Annotated in this window: 17 protein-coding genes and 1 pseudogene; 9 read left to right on the top strand and 9 right to left on the bottom strand. The window is 66.4% G+C overall.

Annotated elements, in window-relative coordinates; translation table 11 throughout:
* Nucleotides 1-22: 22 nt before the first annotated feature.
* The 5 genes from FPZ61_RS11425 (at nucleotide 23) to FPZ61_RS11405 (ending at nucleotide 6,222) form a co-directional block, all read left to right on the top strand.
* Nucleotides 23-763 (top strand): FkbM family methyltransferase, encoded by a 741-nt coding sequence (locus FPZ61_RS11425; protein ID WP_185466707.1) that lies wholly within the window; start codon nucleotides 23-25, stop codon nucleotides 761-763.
* Between the two features lie 652 nt (nucleotides 764-1,415).
* Entirely contained in the window at nucleotides 1,416-2,582 is a 1,167-nt protein-coding gene (locus FPZ61_RS11420; RefSeq protein ID WP_185466706.1) for a PspA/IM30 family protein, read from the top strand.
* A 25-nt stretch (nucleotides 2,583-2,607) separates the two neighbouring features.
* On the top strand, nucleotides 2,608-4,752 hold the full coding sequence (locus FPZ61_RS11415; protein WP_185466705.1) for an alginate lyase family protein: 2,145 nt from the start codon (nucleotides 2,608-2,610) through the stop codon (nucleotides 4,750-4,752).
* The gene (locus FPZ61_RS11410; RefSeq protein WP_185466704.1) at nucleotides 4,752-5,762 is read left to right on the top strand and encodes a glycosyltransferase 61 family protein; all 1,011 of its coding nucleotides are present in this window, start codon (nucleotides 4,752-4,754) and stop codon (nucleotides 5,760-5,762) included. Before FPZ61_RS11415 ends, FPZ61_RS11410 begins: the two co-directional genes overlap by 1 nt.
* Before the next feature lie 31 nt (nucleotides 5,763-5,793).
* Nucleotides 5,794-6,222 carry a nucleotidyltransferase domain-containing protein gene (locus FPZ61_RS11405; protein ID WP_255441554.1) on the top strand — a complete coding sequence of 143 codons (429 nt, stop codon included), beginning with the start codon at nucleotides 5,794-5,796 and terminating at the stop codon, nucleotides 6,220-6,222.
* On the opposite strand, the gene FPZ61_RS11400 is transcribed toward FPZ61_RS11405, so the two are convergent.
* Genes FPZ61_RS11400 through FPZ61_RS11385 form a run of 4 tightly spaced genes read right to left on the bottom strand, consistent with a single transcriptional unit; the run spans nucleotide 6,146 to nucleotide 9,152 of the window.
* A complete protein-coding gene (locus FPZ61_RS11400; RefSeq protein WP_185466702.1) occupies nucleotides 6,146-6,412 on the bottom strand; it encodes a Txe/YoeB family addiction module toxin in 267 nt (88 codons plus the stop codon). The genes FPZ61_RS11405 and FPZ61_RS11400 overlap by 77 nt on opposite strands.
* Nucleotides 6,412-6,687: a type II toxin-antitoxin system Phd/YefM family antitoxin gene (locus FPZ61_RS11395; protein WP_185466701.1), complete on the bottom strand. Its 276-nt coding sequence runs from the start codon at nucleotides 6,685-6,687 to the stop codon at nucleotides 6,412-6,414. The genes FPZ61_RS11400 and FPZ61_RS11395 overlap by 1 nt, the downstream gene beginning before the upstream one ends.
* Before the next feature lie 34 nt (nucleotides 6,688-6,721).
* On the bottom strand, nucleotides 6,722-7,957 hold the full coding sequence (locus FPZ61_RS11390; protein ID WP_185474831.1) for an LL-diaminopimelate aminotransferase: 1,236 nt from the start codon (nucleotides 7,955-7,957) through the stop codon (nucleotides 6,722-6,724).
* A gap of 34 nt (nucleotides 7,958-7,991) precedes the next feature.
* The gene (locus tag FPZ61_RS11385; RefSeq protein ID WP_185466699.1) at nucleotides 7,992-9,152 is read right to left on the bottom strand and encodes an ATP-binding protein; all 1,161 of its coding nucleotides are present in this window, start codon (nucleotides 9,150-9,152) and stop codon (nucleotides 7,992-7,994) included.
* A 114-nt stretch (nucleotides 9,153-9,266) separates the two neighbouring features.
* On the opposite strand from FPZ61_RS11385, the gene FPZ61_RS11380 reads away from it, so the two are divergent.
* The 3 genes and pseudogenes from FPZ61_RS11380 (at nucleotide 9,267) to FPZ61_RS11370 (ending at nucleotide 14,937) form a co-directional block, all read left to right on the top strand.
* The gene (locus FPZ61_RS11380; protein ID WP_185466698.1) at nucleotides 9,267-11,951 is read left to right on the top strand and encodes a TIGR03960 family B12-binding radical SAM protein; all 2,685 of its coding nucleotides are present in this window, start codon (nucleotides 9,267-9,269) and stop codon (nucleotides 11,949-11,951) included.
* Between the two features lie 262 nt (nucleotides 11,952-12,213).
* A pseudogene (locus FPZ61_RS15915) lies at nucleotides 12,214-13,389 on the top strand (Rne/Rng family ribonuclease); the annotation flags it as partial.
* A gap of 951 nt (nucleotides 13,390-14,340) precedes the next feature.
* Nucleotides 14,341-14,937 carry a ribonuclease HII gene (locus FPZ61_RS11370; RefSeq protein ID WP_185466696.1) on the top strand — a complete coding sequence of 199 codons (597 nt, stop codon included), beginning with the start codon at nucleotides 14,341-14,343 and terminating at the stop codon, nucleotides 14,935-14,937.
* On the opposite strand, the gene FPZ61_RS11365 is transcribed toward FPZ61_RS11370, so the two are convergent.
* Nucleotides 14,912-15,424: a DUF1997 domain-containing protein gene (locus FPZ61_RS11365; RefSeq protein WP_185466695.1), complete on the bottom strand. Its 513-nt coding sequence runs from the start codon at nucleotides 15,422-15,424 to the stop codon at nucleotides 14,912-14,914. The genes FPZ61_RS11370 and FPZ61_RS11365 overlap by 26 nt on opposite strands.
* 60 nt (nucleotides 15,425-15,484) lie before the next feature.
* Here FPZ61_RS11365 and pheA point away from each other — a divergent pair, with 60 nt between their 5' ends.
* Nucleotides 15,485-16,327, top strand: a complete 843-nt coding sequence (pheA, locus tag FPZ61_RS11360) for a prephenate dehydratase (RefSeq protein WP_185466694.1) — start codon at nucleotides 15,485-15,487, stop codon at nucleotides 16,325-16,327.
* On the opposite strand, the gene FPZ61_RS11355 is transcribed toward pheA, so the two are convergent.
* The 4 genes from FPZ61_RS11355 to tuf form a co-directional block, all read right to left on the bottom strand.
* Complete coding sequence (locus tag FPZ61_RS11355; RefSeq protein WP_185466693.1) at nucleotides 16,294-17,268, bottom strand: methyltransferase domain-containing protein; 975 nt, start codon at nucleotides 17,266-17,268, stop codon at nucleotides 16,294-16,296. The two genes, pheA and FPZ61_RS11355, sit on opposite strands and share 34 nt — an antisense overlap.
* A complete protein-coding gene (locus tag FPZ61_RS11350) occupies nucleotides 17,268-17,939 on the bottom strand; it encodes an LON peptidase substrate-binding domain-containing protein (protein ID WP_185466692.1) in 672 nt (223 codons plus the stop codon). The genes FPZ61_RS11355 and FPZ61_RS11350 overlap by 1 nt, the downstream gene beginning before the upstream one ends.
* A gap of 133 nt (nucleotides 17,940-18,072) precedes the next feature.
* The gene (rpsJ, locus tag FPZ61_RS11345; protein WP_185466691.1) at nucleotides 18,073-18,393 is read right to left on the bottom strand and encodes a 30S ribosomal protein S10; all 321 of its coding nucleotides are present in this window, start codon (nucleotides 18,391-18,393) and stop codon (nucleotides 18,073-18,075) included.
* A gap of 211 nt (nucleotides 18,394-18,604) precedes the next feature.
* A complete protein-coding gene (tuf, locus tag FPZ61_RS11340) occupies nucleotides 18,605-19,834 on the bottom strand; it encodes an elongation factor Tu (RefSeq protein WP_185466690.1) in 1,230 nt (409 codons plus the stop codon).
* Nucleotides 19,835-19,836 lie beyond the last annotated feature (2 nt).

Raw genomic sequence — 19,836 nt, 5'->3', positions numbered from 1 at the left:
CGACGCAACCAGGACCGTCAAGATGAAGCTTATCTTTGACATTGGCGCGAACAGTGGCCATGATGCCGACTTCTATATGAAGAAGGGTTTTAAGGTCGTATCTGTGGAGGCAGATCCATATCTTTCTGATAGGCTGAAGAACCGTTTTGCCCATGAGATAGCCACTGGGCAGCTCTGCGTTGAGAATGTAGGCGTATCAGGCCAAGAGGCGACTCTTGTCTTTTATAAAAACTTCTTAAAGGATGATTGGAGCTCCTTCGACAAGAGCAGCAAAGCTACACGCTCGGCATATGAAATGATAGCTGTCAGGACAATGCCTTTAAGTCATTTTATTAACCATTATGGGCCCAGCTATTATCTTAAGATGGATATTGAGGGGTTTGAAAAAGCTGCGCTAGGTACCTTGTTCCACGTCGACAAAGCTCTTCTTCCTAGGTATTTATCCTTTGAGGCCAATCGGGATCTCCTGGAAATCTTGAACGTTGTTCATGGCATTGGATACAATCGCTTTCAGCTCGTGCGGCAAGGTGAGGGTCATCTCCAACGCCCTCCCAAGCCAGCACTTGAAGGCAGCTATCATCAAATTAAGTTTACTGGATATCATAGTGGCTGCTTTGGTAGAGAGTTGCCAGGGGAGTGGCGAGGTTTCAAGGAAATTGAAGCCACCATCCTCGTAGACATTGAGGCTGATTACCAGCGCGCTGCCCTTGCAGGGAGTAACGCACCATGGCACGATGTGCACTGCTTTGTTGGGGAGATGTGATTCAAGTATTGATTGGCAATCAGCGCCCTCAGAGAAAGCTAAACTGGCCTCAATCTGTAATGCCAGGCAATTCGATACTGGTTTACTAGAGATCATCAGCCTATTGCGCGTTGACCATTCAGCATCGCAAGTCTGGGGATCCAGATTTTCTGAGCGCCAGAAGAAGCTGTAGTCACCAGGCCAAAAGAACATCAGGAAGTTCCTGAATTTGGCCGTCCTTACATTGTCGAAAATTAACACACCTTAAACCTCGGTGATGGCGTGTATTTTTGGTTCAGATCAAATCCATGAAGCCGCTTGCAATCGCCGATCGTGCCGCACGTATGCCCAGTCGCCACGTCTGCGACCGTCTGGCATTGCTAGTGCACCCTACCGGCAGTGGGTTGACTGTTGGAAATCTGCTTGGGGCTACGCCGCGATAGTTTCATCGAGTGCCCCCTGGACAAGACAGGCTGATGGGGCTAATCTAAAAGTGCAATGGCGTAATATGGGCTGAGATCAGGCTCACTTGATTGCACACATCTCTGAGGCAAGGTCGCCAAGTCGTTAATTGCATGGCCTCTTCGCATGGTCTATATCGAGCCAGGTCGCTGGCTTCTCTTTCAAAAAGCCTCTAGAATCTTTGGTAATGCTTGCGAAGTCCTGAATGGGAATGCCCGAGGAGCCCGGCTTCGAGAACCTGATCGATATTATTCGACGGCAAGACCGCCAACTGCGAGAGTTGCAGAGTCGAATCGACGAATTTCTGCCATCTAATCGGCTAGTCCTCTGCAATCAGGTTGAAGCTGTTCGCCAGTTGAATGATCTGCTGCCCGCTCTGCCTGATGCCCTTAGTGATGGAACGCTTGATCCCATCGAGGCCTTGGCAATTGTAGACCATGTTCGCCGGGAGCCCTACTATGCGATTCTCTGCTTCAGCTGTGAACCTGCCGCTGATCTTGCATTTCAGGCCACAGCAGCTGATTTGGGCGGATCGCACGCTGTTCCAAGGATTTTAGTCCTCACCCAGTCTCTTGAGGAGCTGAGATCACTCGAATTCCTGAATCTTGATCTGAGCAGCTTTCCCACCCGATTGCTGGCTGTCGTCAGCCCGTCAGACGTGCAAAGTGGTGGCCCCTCCTCTGATGACGTGTTGCCAATGCTTCTTGAGACCTGCTCTGGTCATGCGGTGTCTCTCGACTTGCTTGTCTTATGTGACCACCTACAATCGTCAGCTGTTGAGCCACCTCAGCACCTCCTCGAGTCATGGCAGTCGCTGCTGGATGGGCTGAGCATCCCCTTCGAGCACCGGCCCCTTGCGCCGGAGGTGGCCTCGACTCTCCTCTGCCTCCGTTTACGGCCGGATACCGACTGCAGCCGTGCCGCGCTCGACGCCATCGCCGATCTCAAGCGGCTTGACCAGGATGTGGCCGACGCTCTGCCCAATGCCCCGCAGCCTCTGGCCGACCTGCTGGGTGCCACCCATCAGCAGCTGCATCGGGCCCTTGAGCGGCTTGCCATCGCCACGCGGGAGTCCTTAGAGCTGCGCCGGCAGCTCGAGCAGGCCAGCCCTGATCCAGCAACCGCCAGGGAACTGGAGGATCTCCGCGCCCAGCTGGAAGAGGCCCGCGAGGAGTCGGACCTGCTGTTGGAACAGCTCCACCAGACCCAGGAGAAGCTCGAGCACTACGTCCTGCTCTCCAGGGGCCAGCAGGGCACTGCACCCGAGCGTTCGGCTCCGCAGGGATCCGCCCCCGCCCCCTCAGTCGCCTCGCAGGCGCCCCGGCAGAAGGACGATGCGGTGAACACCAATCGCGGTCGTCTCCTCTCCTCCGCTTGATCCCCCCGCTTACCCATCCTTTTCCATGCCCCAGCGTCGCCTGCGCTCCGCCATCCGTCGTTTCTTCACGGCCCCGGCGTTCTCCCCCGATGATGCGACTGCCGCTCCATTGCCTGCACAGCCCCGGGCCCTGCTGGTGCGCATCCTCGGCAACGATCGGCCTCCCCAGCAGCCGGAAGGTGCCACCCTAGCCCAGCTGCAGTTCATCCTCGAGAACGAGCCGCCCCTGCCCGGCCTTGAGAAGCGCTGGCTGCTCAACCGCATCGTGTCCCGTGAAAGCCGTGATGCCCTCGTGGCCCTGCTGGAGAAGCATCGCCAGCGCTGGGAGGAACTGCCCTTCGAGCCCCAGGCCTACGCCGCCTGCTTCACCGACATCGGCACCGTGCCGGAGGACTATCACCCCTGGGGCCGGCAGTTCCTCCACCTCGATGCCACCGACCAGTCGGCCGTTGTGGAATACGTGGGCCGGGCCAAGAACCTTCACCTGATTCACCGCAACGGCGCCCGCAACCATGCCCTGCGCAGGGGCCTGGAGGAGGCGGAGTGGGTGTTCGCCTGGGATGGCGCCTGCCTGCTCACCGCCGAGGCCTGGGCCGTGATCCGTCCCGCCCTCGCCCTTCCCGATCTGGCCTACGTGGCCATTCCCGTTGCCCCCCTGCCCCGCGATCCCCAGGCTCTTGTCGCCGCCGAGCAGCCGCCCCTCGCCCGCGAGCTGCCGCTGCTCGGCTTCTCCCGCGCCGCTCGCCACCACTTCGATGGCCAGCTTCGCGAAGGCGCCATGGCCGAGGAGGCCCTGCTGCGCCGTCTCGGCCTCCCCGGTCCCGCCCTCGATCCGCCGGATGGCGTGTGCCCCTGGGAAGCCCTCGACGTGACCCCCGCCGCCGACCGCGCCCGGCTCGTGCAGCTGGGCTGGGCCTACCGCCTCGCCGGTGATGTCTGCCGCGATTCCCCCGGTTCCGCCGAGGAGAACCGCGCCCTGCGGCTCGAGAGCATCCGCCGCCTCACCCGCAAGACCGACATGCAGCTGATCGGCGAGGCCCTCGAGCACCAGCAGCTCCGCTGCTGGACCGCCCTCACTGCCAGCAGCACCGGCCTTGCCGGTGTGGCCGCCATCGCCGCCAACGCCCGTGCCCTGCCGCCGCCCAGCGTCACCGACAAGCCGGCGGTGCCGCCCGGCACATCTCCCAGGCACTACGTGAACGCCGTGCCCCACTGGCAGACGCTGGCCGGCAGCGAGAGCGCCCTCAGCCGCGCCGGCCTGCTCGGCCAGGACGGCCCCCTCTGCGGTGACGTGGCCCAGAGCTACGACCGGGCCCGTCTGCAGCTGATGGTCGACAGCGTCTGCGCCCTCGCCCTTGACGGCCATCTCAACGCCAACCGCGACTCGATCGAGCACGCCCACCGCCTGGTGCGCACCTGGTTCCTCGATCCCGCCACCGCAATGATCCCCGACGGCGCCTACGCCCGTCTCTCCGCCGTGGACCCCAGCCGCAACGTGCTCGATGCGGCGATTGACTTCCGCGATCTCTACCCCCTGCTCGACGCCATCACCCTGCTGCGCGGCAGCGGCCGCTTCTCCCTCGCCGAACTGCAGCAGCTCGACGAGTGGTTCGATGCCTTCCTCGCCTGGCTTGCCGGCGACAGCATCGCCTTCCTCACCGACCACAGCACCTCGCCCGCCTGCACCTGGTATCACCAGCTGATGCTGGCGATTGCCGCCTTCCGCGGCCGCCGCAACGTGGCCGCCCAGGTGCTCGACAACCTGCCCGGCCTGCTCGCCCGCCAGTTCCGCGCCGACGGTTCGCCCCTCTCCGCCCCCCCCGCCTCCGTCCTGCGCCACGAGCACCTGTTCAACCTGCAGGCCTGGGCCAACCTGGTGGTGCTCTGCTCCGCCCTCGGCCGCGATCTGCTCGCCTTCACCGACAGCCACGGCCGCTCCCTCGCCGCCGCCTTCGCCTACGCCCAGGCCCATCTGCCCGACGGCACCGGCGCCGGCAGCGACACCCACGCCCCGCGCCACTGGCTCCAGGCCATGCAGGCCATGACCCAGGCCAATGGCGCCATGGTGGCCGTGTCGTCCTCCCTCGCCTCCGCCGTGCCCCCCCTGCCCGAGGCCAGCAGCGGCATTCCCCCCTTCTGGAGCCTTTCCCGGTCGCTGCCGCCGGCCTGATGCGCTGCATCAACCTCGATCGCTGTGCCGTGATCCCACCCGGCGCTGCCTGCGCCTACAGCGCCAGCACCGGCGCCCCCATCGCCAACACCATCAACCGCCACGGGCCGCGCCTGGTGCACACACGGCCCCGGATCCCGCCCAGGCTCGACCTCACCCCGGCGCAGATCGCCGCTCTGCCGCTCCTCCCCGAGGCCCTCTACCTTGCCTGGCCCTACTGGGGCCGCGCTCACTGGGGCCACTTCCTGATCGAGGAGGCCGCCGTGCTGTGGGCCTTCCTCGGCGCCCACCGCCGCACCGGCGTGCGCACGGTGATCGTGCCCGCCTACGCCCGCGACGGGATCGAGCCGGTGCGCGAAGCGCTGGAGCAGCACCACGAGTTGCTGTTCAGCAGCGATCTCGCCGCGCCGCTGCTGGTGGAGAGGCTCTGGTCGCCCGTGCCCTCCATGCACGAGGGGGATCTGGTGGATCCCACCCACTTCGACAATGTGATCGAGGTGCTGCGTGCCCTCATCCCCGGCCTGCCGCCGCCGCACAGCGCCAACTGGCTCGATCCCTCCCTGCCGCAGCGGATCTGGCTCTCCCGCTCCTCCCTGCCCTCCCACTACCGCCGGGTGGAGGCCGAAGCCGACCTGGAGGCCGCCCTCGAGCGCCGTGGCTGGACGATCCTTCACCCCGAAGCCCTGTCCACCTCCGCCCAGCTGCGCCACCTCATCAACGCCCGCCACATCGCCGGCACCATCGGCTCCGCCTTCCACACCCTGATGTTCCTCGGCCGCGACACTCCCCTCACCGCCGAGAAGCAGGTGCGCATCCTCTCGGCCCCCCAGCTGTCCTTCCCCGAGCGCACCCTGCGCGCCCAGCTCGAGGGCCAGGCCCTGCCCCACCAGTTCCTGCACGCCCTGGAGCCGCTGGAAGCCGCCGCGGAGTCTTCTGCGCCGCCCCACCGCTGGCCCTATCGCTTCGCCACCCCGATCGAGGCCATCCTGGAATGGCTTGAGGACGACTGAGGCCGCCTGAATCTCCATGCCTGTGCGCTCATTGACGCAATCCGTACTGCGCTGGCCGGATCCTGAGCAGGTGCTGGCTCAGGCGAGCCGCTGGGCGAGCGAGCTGCAAGCCTGCCGCCCTTCCCTGCAGGCGGTGGGCGTGTTCGGCAGTTACGGCCGCGGCACGGCCGGTGTGGGCAGTGATCTCGATCTTGTACTGATCGATGCCACCGCTGCCGGTCCCCAGAATCAGCGCCTGCGTCACTGGCCCCTCGATCAGCTGCCGCTCAGCTGCGACGCCCTGGTGCTGACCCCGGCCGAATTCGACCAGCTGATGGCCTCGGGCTCCCGCATGGCCCAGGAGCTGCAGCGGGATCTGCGCTGGTTGAGCCTCAGTAGTGACATCAGTAGTGATACCGCCCCTGCAGGAACTCCACCCTTGAGTCGTGCACCAGATACACGCAGCGGTGCTCCTGGGTGATACGCCGCGACCACACTCCTGGTCCCAGGTACTTGAGAGGTTCGGGTTTGCCGATGCCGCTGAAGGGATCGCGAAGAACAGCACGCATCAGCTCCAGCAGGCGTCTGGCTGTTCTGGGTTCATGGCGCACCCAGTGCTGCAGATCCTCGAGAAACTCAGGGTGCACCACCGCCTGCCAGTCGGCAGCCATCAGACCTCCAGCCCTGCTTCCAGTTCGCACAGAGCAATCGGAGGCAGTTCCTGCTTGCGTGCCCGGCCCAGGGCCGTGAGCAGTCGCTCGGCGTTGGCCGGTGAGCGCAAAAGGTGAGCGGTTTCCAGCAGGCCGGCCAGCTCATCGGCGGCCACCAAGGCCACATCGCCACCCTTGCGGCGCCGCACCAGCACCACCTCCCGGTCCTGAACGGCTCGATCCATCAGCCCCTTAAGGCCCTCGCGCGCCTGGCTGTAGGTGGTTTCGATCGCCATGACTTGTCCAGTAGTCCTGGACAATGTTAGCGGCTCAGCCCGCCAGCGCCGCCCGCACCCTTCGCATTGCCTCGTCCACATTCGCCCGGCTGTTGAAGGCCGAGAGGCGGAAGTAGCCCTCGCCGGCGGCGCCGAAGCCGCTGCCCGGGGTGCCCACCACATGGGCCTTGTTCAGGAGGTGGTCGAAGAAGCCCCAGGAATCCATCCCCTCGGGGGCTTTCAGCCACACATAGGGGGCCTGCTCACCGCCATACACCTGCAGGCCGGCAGCGCTGAGCTCCCGGCGGATGATCGCGGCATTCTCCATGTAGAAGGCCACCAGGGCCTGCACCTGGGCCTGACCCTCCGCTGAATACCCCGCCTCGGCGCCGCGCTGAACGATGTAGCTCACGCCATTGAACTTGGTGCTCTGGCGGCGGTTCCACAGGGCCCAGAGTTCCGCCTTCTCCCCGCCTGCTGCTGTGCCCATCAGGCCGCGGGGCACCACCGTGAGGGCGCAGCGCGTGCCGGTGAAGCCGGCATTCTTGGAGAACGAGCGGAATTCGATCGCGCACTCCCGCGCCCCTTCGATCTCATAGATCGAGTGGGGCAGGTCGGGGTCCTGGATGAAGGCCTCGTAGGCCGCATCGAACAGGATCAGGGCGTCGTTGGCGCGGGCGTAGTCCACCCAGGCCTTCAGCTGTTCCTTGCTGGCCACCGCACCGGTGGGGTTGTTGGGAAAGCAGAGGTAGATCAGATCCACCGGCTCGCTGGGGATCTGGGCGCTGAAGCCGTTCTCGGCGTTGATCGGCAGATAGGTGAGGCCGCCGTACTGGCCGCTCTCATCGGCCTCACCGGTGCGGCCCGCCATCACGTTGCTGTCCACATACACCGGATACACCGGGTCGGTCACGGCGATCCGGTTGTCCGGCCCGAGGATGTCGAGGATGTTGCTGCTGTCGCACTTGGAGCCGTCGGAGACGAAGATCTCCTCAGCGCTGATGGCGCAGCCGCGGGCCTGGAAATCGTGCGTCGCGATCGCCTCGCGCAGCCACAGGTAGCCCTGCTCGGGGCCGTAGCCGTGGAAGCCTTCCGGGGTTCCCATCGCATCGATGGCCGTTTTCATCGCCTCGCGGCAGGCCTCCGGCAGCGGCTCGGTCACATCGCCGATGCCCAGGCGGATGATCGGGGCCTCAGGGTTGGCCTCGCTGAAGGCCTTCACCCGCCGGGCGATCTCCGGGAACAGGTAGCCCGCCTTGAGCTTGAGATAGTTGCCGTTGATCTGAACCATCTCGCGCGGAGCTGCTGGGACTGTTCGGATTGTCCTATGGAGCGGTGGTGGGCTGGCTGGCTTCCAGCGGCGACCGCACCCTGATGCCTGGTTTCACGGCATAGCTCCCATCCACTGGCGCGATCAGTTCCGCCCGCTCTGGCTGGAGCTGTTGCACCAGCTCATGGAAGCCGCGTGAGAGCTTCGGGGCTTTTGAGAGTTTGATTTCATACACCCGCCGGCGCTGGCCCCGCTCCAGCACCAGATCCAGTTCAGCCCCATTGCTGGTGCGCAGGAAATGGGGGCGCCAGCGTGGATGGGCAGCAATCAGCTGCTCGATCACGAAGCCCTCCCAGCTCTCGCCGGCCTGGGGGTGGGCCAGGAGGTCGTCGTAGGTCTCGATGCCGAGCAGGTTGTGCAGCAGGCCGCTATCGCGCAAATACAGCTTGGGCGAGCGCACCAGCCGCTTGCTCAGGTTCGCTTCCAGCGGCGGCAGGCGCCGCAGCATGAAGGTTTGCTCCAGCACGGCCAGCAGCTGCTGCAGCCGGGCGCTGCGTAGGTCCAGCAGCCCAGACAGTCGGCTGGCATTGAGAGTCTGGCCCTGGCTGTGGGCAAGAAGGCGCCACAGCCGCTCCATGAGTGGCAGAGGCAGCCCCAGCTCGAGGGAGGCGATATCCCGTCCCAGGAAGGTGTGGATGAAGTCCTCACGCCAGTCGATGCTGTCTTCTCCCGTGGCGGCCAGCAGGCTCTCCGGGAAGCCACCGCGCAGCCACAGCTGCTGCCAGCTGCTGGTGCCGCTCACCTCCTGCAGCAGAAATGGAGTGAGTTCCACCTGGGCGATGCGTCCTGCCAGGCTTTCGTGGCTCTGGCGCAGCAGGGGCCCGGAGGCCGAGCCCAGCAGCAGAAAGCGACCGGGCCGGCGATCCCGGTCGATCTCGGAGCGCAGCAGGCTGAAGAACTCCGGCAGTAGCTGGATTTCATCCAGACACACCAGCTGGCTGCGGTGGGCCTCGAGGAACAGCTCCGGCTCCGCCAGCTTGGCCCGATCGCCGCGGTCCTGGAGATCCAGCAGCACGCCATCGCCGCGCTCCGCCAGAAGCTTTCTGGCCAGGGTGGATTTCCCGCACTGGCGTGGCCCCAGCAGCAGGGCCGCTGGCGCCCGAGCCAGGGCCTTCGCCAGGCCCGCGGTTGCATTCCTGAATAGATAACCATGCATTTCTGCATCTTAAGCGCAGAATTGCATGGTTAATGCTTGGGTCGGGAAGTCCGGCTTTGCCTGCGTGGTCTCTGGCCTCCATACGATCAAGGCTGCACCCAGCCGCCACCCCCCGTGACCGTCGCCCCTGCGAGCGAGCCGATCGAGTGGGCACCGATCGATTTCGATCGCCTGGTGGACCCGACCATCGCCAAACCGGGCCGTTACCTCGGCAACGAGCTGGGCGTCGAGCCCCGCGACTGGCCAGCCGCCGCTGTGCGCTGGGCCCTCACCTACCCCGAGCTCTACGAGGTGGGCGCCAGCAACCTCGGCCACATCATTCTCTATTCGATCCTCAACGCCGTTCCCGGCCAGCTCTGCGACCGGGCCTACCTCCCTGCGCAGGATCTGGCCGCACGCCTGCGCGAGCGGCAGCAGGCCCTGTTCGCGGTGGAGAGCCGCCGGCCCCTGCCCGCCTTCGACATCCTCGGCTTCAGCCTCAGCTACGAGCTGGGGGCCACCAACATCCTCGAGATGCTGGATCTGGCGCGGGTGCCGATCCATGCCGCTGAACGGGGCGACCTGCCCCTGGATGATCCCGCCGCTCCGCCGCTGATCTTCGCCGGTGGCCCCACCGCCACCAGCAACCCGGAGCCCTTCGCCGCCTTCTTCGATTTCATCGCCCTCGGTGATGGCGAGGAGCTGCTGCCCGAGATCGGTCTGGTGGTGGCGGAAGCCAAGGCGGCCGGCCTCAGCCGCTCCGCCCTGCTGCGGGACCTGGCCCAGGTCCCCGGGGTCTACGTGCCTTCGCTCTATGGCCCGGGGCCCGATGGCATCAGCCTGGTGCCGCTCGTGCCCGAGGCGCCGCAGCGGGTGCTGCGTCGGGTGGCCACACCGATGCCCCACTACGGCATGGGCCTGGTGCCCCACATCGAAACCGTCCACGACCGGCTCACGATCGAGATCCGCCGTGGCTGCACCCGTGGCTGCCGCTTCTGCCAGCCCGGCATGCTCACCCGCCCGGCCCGTGATGTGGAGCCCGAGGCGGTGATCGAAGCGGTGGAAACGGGGATGGAGCGCACCGGCTACAGCGACTTCTCCCTGCTCTCGCTCAGCTGCTCCGACTACCTGGCCCTGCCGGCGGTGGGGGTGGAGCTGCGCAACCGTCTGGCCGACCAGAACGTGAGCCTCACCCTGCCCAGCCAGCGGGTGGACCGCTTCGACGACAACATCGCCCACATCCTCGGCGGCACCCGCAAGGCCGGGCTCACCTTCGCCCCGGAGGCCGGCAGTCAGCGCCTGCGCGACATCGTCAACAAGGGCCTCACCGACGCCGAGCTGCTGCGGGGCATCCGCACGGCCATGGAGAGCGGGTACCGCCGGGTCAAGCTCTATTTCATGATCGGTCTGCCAGGGGAAACCGATGCCGATGTGCTGGGCATCGCCGACACCTGCCGCTCGTTGCAGCAGCAGTGCCGTGATCTGGGCCGGCTGGAGCTGAATCTCACGATCAGCAACTTCACCCCCAAGCCCCACACCCCCTTCCAGTGGCACAGCGTGTCCACAGCGGAGTTCCGGCGGCGCCAGGAGCTGCTGCGCCGGGAGCTGCGCACCCTCAGGGGCCTCAAGACGAATTTCACCGATCCGCGCCTCTCGGCGATGGAGGACTTCGTGGGGCGCGGGGACCGCCGCCTGGCGCCGGTGATCGAAGCCGCCTGGCGCGCCGGGGCCGGCCTCGATGCCTGGTTCGAGACGATCGAGGCCACCCATGCCGCCTGGACCGGCGCCATCGAGGCGGCCGGGCTCGCTGGCCGCTACCGGGCCCTGGAGATGGGCGACTGGGGCACCACTGAATCCCTCGGGCCCGACGACCTGGCGGCCTTCTGCGCCCAGCCCCTCCCCTGGGATCACATCGACACCGGCGTCGACAAGGCCTGGCTGGCGGAGGACCTGCAGCGGGCCCTCGCCGCGGTGGTGGTGCCCGATTGCTCCTTCGAGGGCTGCAGCAGTTGCGGCGTCTGCGGGCCGGAATTCGGCCACAACGTGGTGGTGGAGGCGCCGCCGATCCCCGTGCAGCGACCCACCCGCGCTCCGGCCAGTGAACGGTTGCAGCGGCTGCGTTTCGGTTTCAGCAAAACCGGTTCCCTCGCCCTGCTCAGCCATCTCGATCTGGTGCGGCTGATGGAGCGGGCCCTGCGCCGCAGCGGCCTGCCCGTGAGCTTCACCGGTGGCTTTCATCCCCTGCCCCGCCTGCAGTTCGCCCTGGCCCTGCCCCTGGGGGTGGAAGCGAGTGGGGAGTGGTTCGACCTGGAGTTCAGCGGCCGCATTGATCCTTCCTTCGCCCTGGAGCGGTTGCAGGCCACCCTCCCCGAGGGGCTGCTGCTCGCGGGGGTGGAGGAGGTGCCGGTCCGCGCACCGAGCCTGTCCCAGGAGCTGGAGGGGGCCGAGTGGAGGATGGAGCTGCTGGTTGGAGCCGGCGTCGGCGCCCCGGGCCCGGGCGCTGAGCGCTGGGGGCCTGCCCTGGAGAGCCTGCTCACGGCGGCTGAGCTTCCCTGGCGCGACACCGACAAGAAAGGACGGCCCCGCCAGCGGGACTGCCGGCCCCTGCTCGAGGCGCTCACCCTGGTGGCCGCGTCGGATCAGTCCTGCTGCGTGGGCCTTGGGGCCCGCATCGATGCCCAGGGGCGGAGCGTGCGCCCCGAGCAGGTCTGCCTCTGGCTTCAGGAGCGGTTGGGGATTCCCCTGCGCCTCGGACGGGTGAGCCGCGACCGGCTGCGGCTGCGGCCAGCGGCTGCAGGGGCCCAGGTTGACCCGTGCTAAATTCGCCCCAAGACGGCAGTACCGTCTGTGGTTTCCCATTCTGCAGACGTCGCCCTACGGCACCTGGTTCCGTAGGAACTGTTCCGCGCTTTGGCCGGCCCCGCTCGGCAGCATCGCCGCGAATGGAGGTTGTTCCTCCTGAGGATGCTCCTCAAAAGGTTTTTCTCCTCCGTCTACGTCCTGCTGGTTCAGCAGTCGAGCAGCTTTGCGGCGCGCTCTGGCCGGCGGGTTCGTGCTTCAGGGATTCACTCCCATCCATGGCATGGCTCCACAGAGCCACCCCCTATCCTCCATGCCCCAGCAGATCGTCATCGCGGAGCAGCTGCGGATCGCCGCGGTGCTCAACGACGAACGTGTTGATGAACTGGTCGTAGCCCAGGGTCGCTATCAGATTGGCGACGTCTATCTCGGCCGTGTTGAAAATGTCCTCCCAGGGATTGATGCTGCCTTCGTCAACATCGGCGAAAGCGAGAAGAATGGCTTCATCCATGTCACCGACCTCGGCCCCCTGCGCCTGAGAAAGGGCGCCGCCGGCATCACCGAACTGCTCGAGCCCCGTCAGAAGGTGCTCGTCCAGGTGATGAAGGAGCCCACGGGCACCAAGGGCCCTCGCCTCACCGGCAACCTCACCCTGCCCGGCCGCTTCCTGGTGCTCCAGCCCCATGGCCAGGGGGTGAGCATCTCCAGGCGCATCAGCGGCGAGAACGAACGGAACCGTCTCCGGGCTCTCGGGGTGCTGATCAAGCCCCCCGGCGCCGGCCTGCTGGTGCGCACCGAAGCCGAGGGTGTCAGCGAAGATCAGCTGATCGACGACCTCGAAACCCTGCTCAGGCAGTGGGAAGGGATTCAGGAGGCCGCCGAGACCGCCACGCCGCCGGTGCTGCTCAACCGCGACGAGGACTTCATCCACAGGGTCCTTCGCGACCTCTACAGCCCCGAGGTCTGGCGGGTGGTGGTGGACACCCCCGCTGCGGTGGCCCGGGTGAATGCCTTCCTCGGCGCCGATCAGGCCAACCTGGAGGTGGAGCACCACGGTGAGGGCGCTGATGTGCTCGAGCAGTACCGGGTGAACGCCGCCATCAGCGACGCGCTCAAGCCTCGGGTGGACCTCCCCTCCGGCGGTTACGTGATCATCGAGCCCACCGAGGCGCTCACGGTGATTGACGTGAACTCCGGCTCCTTCACCCGCTCGGCCAGTTCGCGCGAAACCGTGCTCTGGACCAACTGCGAAGCCGCCGCCGAGATTGCCCGTCAACTCAAGCTGCGCAACATCGGTGGCGTGGTGATCATCGACTTCATCGACATGGAGTCGCGCCGTGATCAATTGATGCTGCTGGAGCATTTCACCCAGTCGGTTCAGGACGACGCGGCCCGTCCCCAGATCGCCCAGCTCACCGAGCTGGGTCTGGTGGAACTGACCCGCAAGCGCCAGGGCCAGAACATCTATGAACTGTTCGGTCGGGCCTGTCCCAGCTGTGGCGGCCTCGGCCATGTGGCGGTCCTGCCGGGCAAGGACACCCTGCAACCGCTGGCCTCCGTCACCGGCCTGGTGCGCTCGGCCGCCTCGGCCCGGGCTGAAGTGCCCAGCCCCAACGGAGGTGAACCCTCCACGGGGCGCCGCCGCGGCGGCCGTGGCCGCGGCGCTCGAGGCTCGAACGAAGCCAGCGAGCCCGCCGTGGCAGCCTCCCTCGCTGCCGAACCGGCGGCCGCGGCACCAGTGGCTGCAGCGGAACCTGGGCAGGGTTCGGGCGCTGATGGCGGCGGCGGCTTCAGCCGACGTCAGGATCCCGACCTGGTGGCGGTGCCGATGGACCCCGACCAGGAACTGGTCTACGGCTGGATGGGGCTCAGCCCCGCCCTGCTGCTCGATCCTCCTCCCAGCGGCGAGAATCGGGTGGTGCGGGTTGTGCGCCCAGGCGAAGACAGCGATGCCGTGCTCGAGGCGGCCCGCCAGCAGCTGGCCGCCTCCGGCTCCCGCCGCCGCCGCCGGGGTGGCCGTGGTGGGGCCTCCACCGACACCGGCTCCTCGCCCCGCCCCATTCCGGAGGCCAGCAGCTCCAGCCGCAACCTCCAGAACGACGACGCCCAGGGGGCCCTGGTGGAAATCACCCCCTTGCCCGATCAGTTCGGTGAGTCCGACGCCCCCATGACCACGGTGATCGAGTCTTCGGTGCTGCAGATTCCCGTGTCCCAGGTGTCCTCACCCGATGCAACCAGGGTGGGCCGCTCCCAGCCCCGTGGCCGCCGTGGGTTGCGGGATGAGGGCCAGGCGGTCGCCGTTGCCGAAGCTCCCATCGAGGCACCACCGGCGGCCATCCTCATCGAGGAGAACGACGGCGGCGGCGGTGAGCCCCGCCGCCGTCGTCGCCGCTCTTCCGCCACCGTCTGAGTGGCCCAGCGGGCCCTGGCCGGTGTCGACGAGGTGGGCCGTGGATCTCTCTTCGGCCCTGTCTTCGCCGCCGCTGTGGTGCTCCCCTCCCAGTCGGTGGCCCCCCTGGCGGCTGCCGGTCTCACCGACAGCAAGGCCCTGCGTCCGCGCCAGCGCCAGCGCCTGGTGCCCCTGATCACCGCCCAGGCCAGCGCCTGGGCCCTCGGCCAGGCGTCCGCCGCGGAGATCGACCGCCTCGGCATCCGGATGGCCACGGAGCTGGCCATGCTCAGGGCCCTGCAGCGGCTGCCGCTGGTCCCTGAGCTGGTGGTGGTGGATGGGGTGCTGCCGCTCCGCCTCTGGCCGGGGCGGCAGCGCACCCTCGTGCGGGGCGATCGCCGCTGCCTGGCGATTGCCGCCGCGAGTGTGCTGGCCAAGCAGGCCCGCGATGCCCTGATCGAACGCCTGGCCCATCGCTTCCCCGGCTATGGACTCGAGCGCCATGCGGGCTACGGCACGGTTCTGCACCGGGAGGCCCTGGGTCGTCTCGGCCCCAGCGGCCTGCACCGCCTGAGCTTTCTGACCCGGGTGCTCAGCGGCTCTCCCGCCAGCTGCTGAAATCCTTGAGCAGCTGCTGGCTCACCCGCGTGCGGATCCCCAGCAGGACGCCACCGAGCAGGGAGCGGCCGGTGGCTTCGAGCACCCGGGGTGCAATCAGGCGCAGCATCGGCGGCCGGCTCACGCAAACGGCCATCTGGGCCTCCCCCTCCAGCCCCGGTCCGCCCACCTCCAGCCAGGAGGTCAGATTCAGCTGGAAATCGTCCACCAGGCCGAGTCCCTCCAGGTGGCAGTCCACCGCATCCAGCTCCAGACGCCCGGGCCGCCGCTGCGCGCGCAGATGCACCACCGGCTTGACCTGCAGCTGGAACACCTGCAGCCGTGTCACGTCGTAGCGGTAGTCCCCGGGCCCGAGGCGCGTCAGCTGGCTGGGATCGAGCAGGGCCTGAATCACCCGCTCCTCGTCGTCGAGGTACGACACCAGTTCCTCAGCCCGCTCGTCGATCGGGAGGCTGAGCTGCTGGCTGGCGCTGAAGGCCAGGGTCATCGCCTCTCCTCGGTGGCCGGGGGGGGATGATCTTATCGACCGATGTTTCACCCCTTCACCATGCGTCTTGCCTTCCTCGGCCCTGCCGGCACCTACGGCGAGCAGGCGACGCGGCAGCTGGCCGCGCTGGAGGGCATCGAGGCACCGGAGTTGATGGCCCAGAGCGGCATCCGGTCCGTGGTGAAGGCCCTGGCGGACGGCCACTGCGACGCCGCTGTGGTGCCCGTGGAGAACTCGGTGGAAGGAGGCGTGACCGCCTGTCTCGATGGTCTCTGGGAGCACCCCGACCTGCGCATCCGTCGTGGTCTGGTGTTGCCGATCCGCCATGCGCTGCTGGGCTCCGGGCCGATCGAGCGCATCAGCGAAGTGCTCTCCCATCCCCAGGCCCTGGCCCAGTGCAGCCTCTGGCTGAGCGAACACCTCAGTGAGGCGCTGCAGCTGCCCACCAGCTCCACCGCCGAAGCCGCCCGGCTGGTGGCCGGCAGTCGCTTCCGGGCGGCGGTGGCCTCACCCCGGGCTGCGAAGGAGCATGGCCTCGAGGTGCTGGCCTATCCGATCAACGATGTGCCCGGCAACTGCACCCGCTTCCTGATGCTGCAGCGGCAGGTGGAGAGCCAGCCGGATGCAGCCACGCTGTGCAGCCTGGCCTTCTCCCTGCGCAGCAACAGCCCGGGTGCCCTGCTGGAGGCCCTCAGCTGCTTCGCGCGCTTGCAGCTGAACATGAGCCGGATCGAGTCACGCCCCTCCAAGCGGGAGATGGGCGAATACATCTTCTTCGTCGATCTGGAGATGCCGGCGGACTCCAGCCTGCTGGAGGAAGCGATCGAAGCCCTGCGCGGCCATTGCCAGCACCTGGCCCTGTTCGGCACCTACCCGCTCACCAACCTGTCCGAGGAGCAGTAGCGGAACACCCCGAAGCGCATCATCCCGGTGCTGAACGCCCAGTGCATCAGCAGGATCGTGGGCGCTTCCCTCAACCCCTGCAGCACGGCTGCAGGACCCAGCCTGAGGATGGCGCCGGGGCGGCGCACCCCTTCGAGGATCGAGTCAATCCAGGAGGGCAGGGTGGCCTCACTCCAGTCGGCGGTCTCCACGGCTCCGGCCCGGAGATGGGGGCTGGCTTCCAGGTTGCGGCGGAAGGAGGGGATGGACGCGAATTCCGGATGGGCCCACTGGTGCAGCAGCTGATCCATCACCCAGCGCTCCAGCCCGTTGAGCTCACCGTCGCTGGGGTCGCGTCGGTTCCAGTCGGCCACCACCATCTGCCCACCTGGGGCCAGTACCCGCAGCAGTTCATCGGCGTAGCGCTGCTTGTCGGGCATGTGCGGCCCGGCCTCCACGCTCCAGACGGCCTCGAAGCTGGCGTCCTCGAGCTCCAGGGCCAGGGCGTCCATCACCGCGAAGCGGCAGGAGAGCCCGGGGGGTGTGAGCTGCCGGGCCCGCTCCACCTGGGCGGGGCTGATGCTGATGCCGAGCACATCGAAGCCGTAGTCGCGAGCGAGGATGCGGGCGCTGCCGCCGATGCCGCACCCCACATCCAGCAGGGTGGTGCCGGGGGGCAACCGATCCAGCCCCGACCAGCGCACGAGCTCATGCACGAACTGCTCCTTGGCCGCCCTGAAATCACGGGCCACCGGGGGGTTGCCGTAGTGCCCGAGGTGCACATGCTCGCCCCAGAGGGTCTCCAGCAGCCGATCGCCGGTCCAGCGGTCGTAGGCCTCGGCCACGGTGGCCGTGCTCTGAAAGCGGCGGTCGCGGCGCTGCCACTCCCTCACAACACCAAGACCGAGCAGACCGACTCCGGCCCCCACGGCCAGAGGAGGAAGCCAGGTTGGAAGCGGCATCAGGAGGGTTCCTGCCTGGGCTCCCCCAGATCCTTGAAGGTGTCCTTGAGGACCGTGCGGGCGGCCAGCTGGCGGCGTGTCTGGTCGAGCAGGGCGAACTCCTGGCGCAGGCGTTCGGACGTGTCGGTGATCTCCAGCAGGGCCTGCTGATGATCCGCCACGGGTCCCCCCAGGTGGGAGCCGATCCAGAAGGACAGCTCGCGGGGCAGGTCGGGCAGATCAGAGGGAAGGGTGGTCGGTTTGCCGATCAGCTTGCCGGTGAGATCCACCACATCCCGCAGCGCCTGGGTGACCTGGTGCGCCAGATCCTGAAGCACGTCGTGGCTGGTGCTGGGATCGTCCTCGATCCAGCTGACCATGGCGACGCGGAACGGGGCTTCCCGGACCACCTCAAGCACCCGGAAGCGCTGCTGGCCGAGGGTGACGATGTTGCTGCGATCGTCGTCCTGGGTCTGGCACTGAAGAATTTCCGCGCAGCAGCCCACCTGGGCCATGTCCTGCTGGTTCGGGTCCCAGCGCACCACGCCGAAACGACGGTCGGTGTCCAGCACCGTCTGCAACATCATGCGGTAGCGGGGCTCGAAGATATGCAGGGGCAGCACTTCTTGCGGGAACAGCACCACATCCGGCAGGGGGAAGAGTGGGAGTTCCCTCACGGCCAGATCAGTCACGGAAGGTGTGCAGGGCGGCAAAGGGTGGTCGGGGGTGCTGGCTGGGGCGCCGAGACGTTCCAAAGAGTCTAGAAAAAAAGGACCCACCGGGAGGGTGGGTCCAGAAATTCGTCGTGTCGCGTGTGATCGAGGTTCAGAGCTTCACTTCGATGTCGACGCCACTGGGCAGATCGAGCTTCATCAGCGCGTCGATCGTCTTGGCTGAGGGGCTGTAGATGTCGATGATCCGCCGGTGGGTGCGGGTCTCGAAGTGCTCGCGTGAATCCTTGTCCACGTGGGGCGAGCGCAGCACGCAGTAAATCTTGCGCTTGGTGGGCAGGGGAATTGGACCGATGGCCGTGGCAGCCGTGTGATCGGCCGTTTCGATGATTTTTTCGCAGGAGAGATCCAGCATGCGGCGGTCAAACGCCTTGAGACGGATGCGGATCTTCTGCTGAGCGATGGCGGCTGACATGGAGAGATTCGTGGGGTCGCAGGCCCTGGTGGAGACCACGGCCGAAAAACAGGGAGACGTGAACGGGATGGCGGGAGATGGAGCCGGCCGGGGCCATGCTCACTCCCGCTGAAGACAAGCGATAGGAGCTTGGAACAACTTGTCGAGGTGCGTTTCGAAGGGCCTTCCCCATCGTGGGGGAGGCCCCTGATTCAGGGCGGCCGTTTCCGACTCAGGCGACGATCTTGGAGACCACGCCGGCACCGATGGTGCGGCCACCTTCGCGGATAGCAAAGCGCATGCCCTGCTCGATGGCCACCGGGCAGATCAGCTCAGCAGACATCTTGATGCGGTCTCCGGGCATCACCATCTCCACATTGGAGCCGTCGTCGGCCGTGAAGGCAGTGATCTGGCCGGTCACATCCGTTGTACGGATGTAGAACTGGGGACGGTACCCGGCAAAGAAAGGAGTGTGGCGACCGCCTTCTTCTTTCTTGAGGACGTAAACCTCACCTTCGAACTTGGTGTGGGGCTTGATCGAGTTGGGCTTGACCAGCACCATGCCGCGCTCGATGTCTTCCTTCTGCACGCCGCGCAGCAGCAGGCCCACGTTGTCTCCGGCCATGCCCTCGTCGAGCAGCTTGCGGAACATCTCCACGCCGGTGACGGTGGTTTCGCGGGTGTCCTTGATCCCCACGATCTGGACGGTTTCGCCCACTTTCACCTTGCCGCGCTCGATCCGGCCGGTGGCCACGGTGCCGCGTCCGGTGATCGAGAAGACGTCTTCGACAGCCATCAGGAAGGGCTTGTCGATCTCACGCTCAGGCTCGGGGATCGACTCGTCGACACCATCCATCAGGTCGAGGATCTTGTCGACCCACTCGTTCTCACCGCGGATGCCCTTGCCGCCGCCCTGGATGTGCTCAAGAGCCTTGAGGGCGGAACCGGCAATGATGGGGATGTCGTCGCCGGGGAAGTCGTAGCTGCTGAGCAGCTCACGCATTTCCAGTTCGACGAGCTCGAGGATCTCCTCGTCGTCGACCATGTCCTTCTTGTTGAGGAACACCACCAGGGCAGGAACGCCCACCTGCTTGGCCAGCAGGATGTGCTCTTTGGTCTGGGCCATCGGGCCGTCGGTGGAGGCCACCACCAGGATGGCGCCGTCCATTTGGGCGGCACCGGTGATCATGTTCTTGACGTAGTCCGCGTGACCGGGACAGTCGACGTGGGCGTAGTGACGCTTGTCGGTTTCGTACTCGACGTGGGCCGTGTTGATCGTGATGCCCCGCTCCTTCTCTTCGGGAGCACCATCAATGTCGGCGTAATTCTGGGCCTTGGCCTGGCCAAGGGAGGCCAGCACATTGGTGATGGCGGCAGTGAGGGTGGTCTTGCCATGGTCAACGTGACCGATGGTGCCGATGTTGACGTGAGGTTTGTTCCTCTGAAACTTCTCGCGAGCCATTG

The organism is Synechococcus sp. BSA11S (assembly GCF_014224355.1).
In the GTDB taxonomy this organism is placed as follows: domain Bacteria; phylum Cyanobacteriota; class Cyanobacteriia; order PCC-6307; family Cyanobiaceae; genus Regnicoccus_A.
The sequence above is the reverse complement of the archived record's forward strand: the minus strand, read 5'-3'. Positions and strand labels throughout refer to the sequence as shown.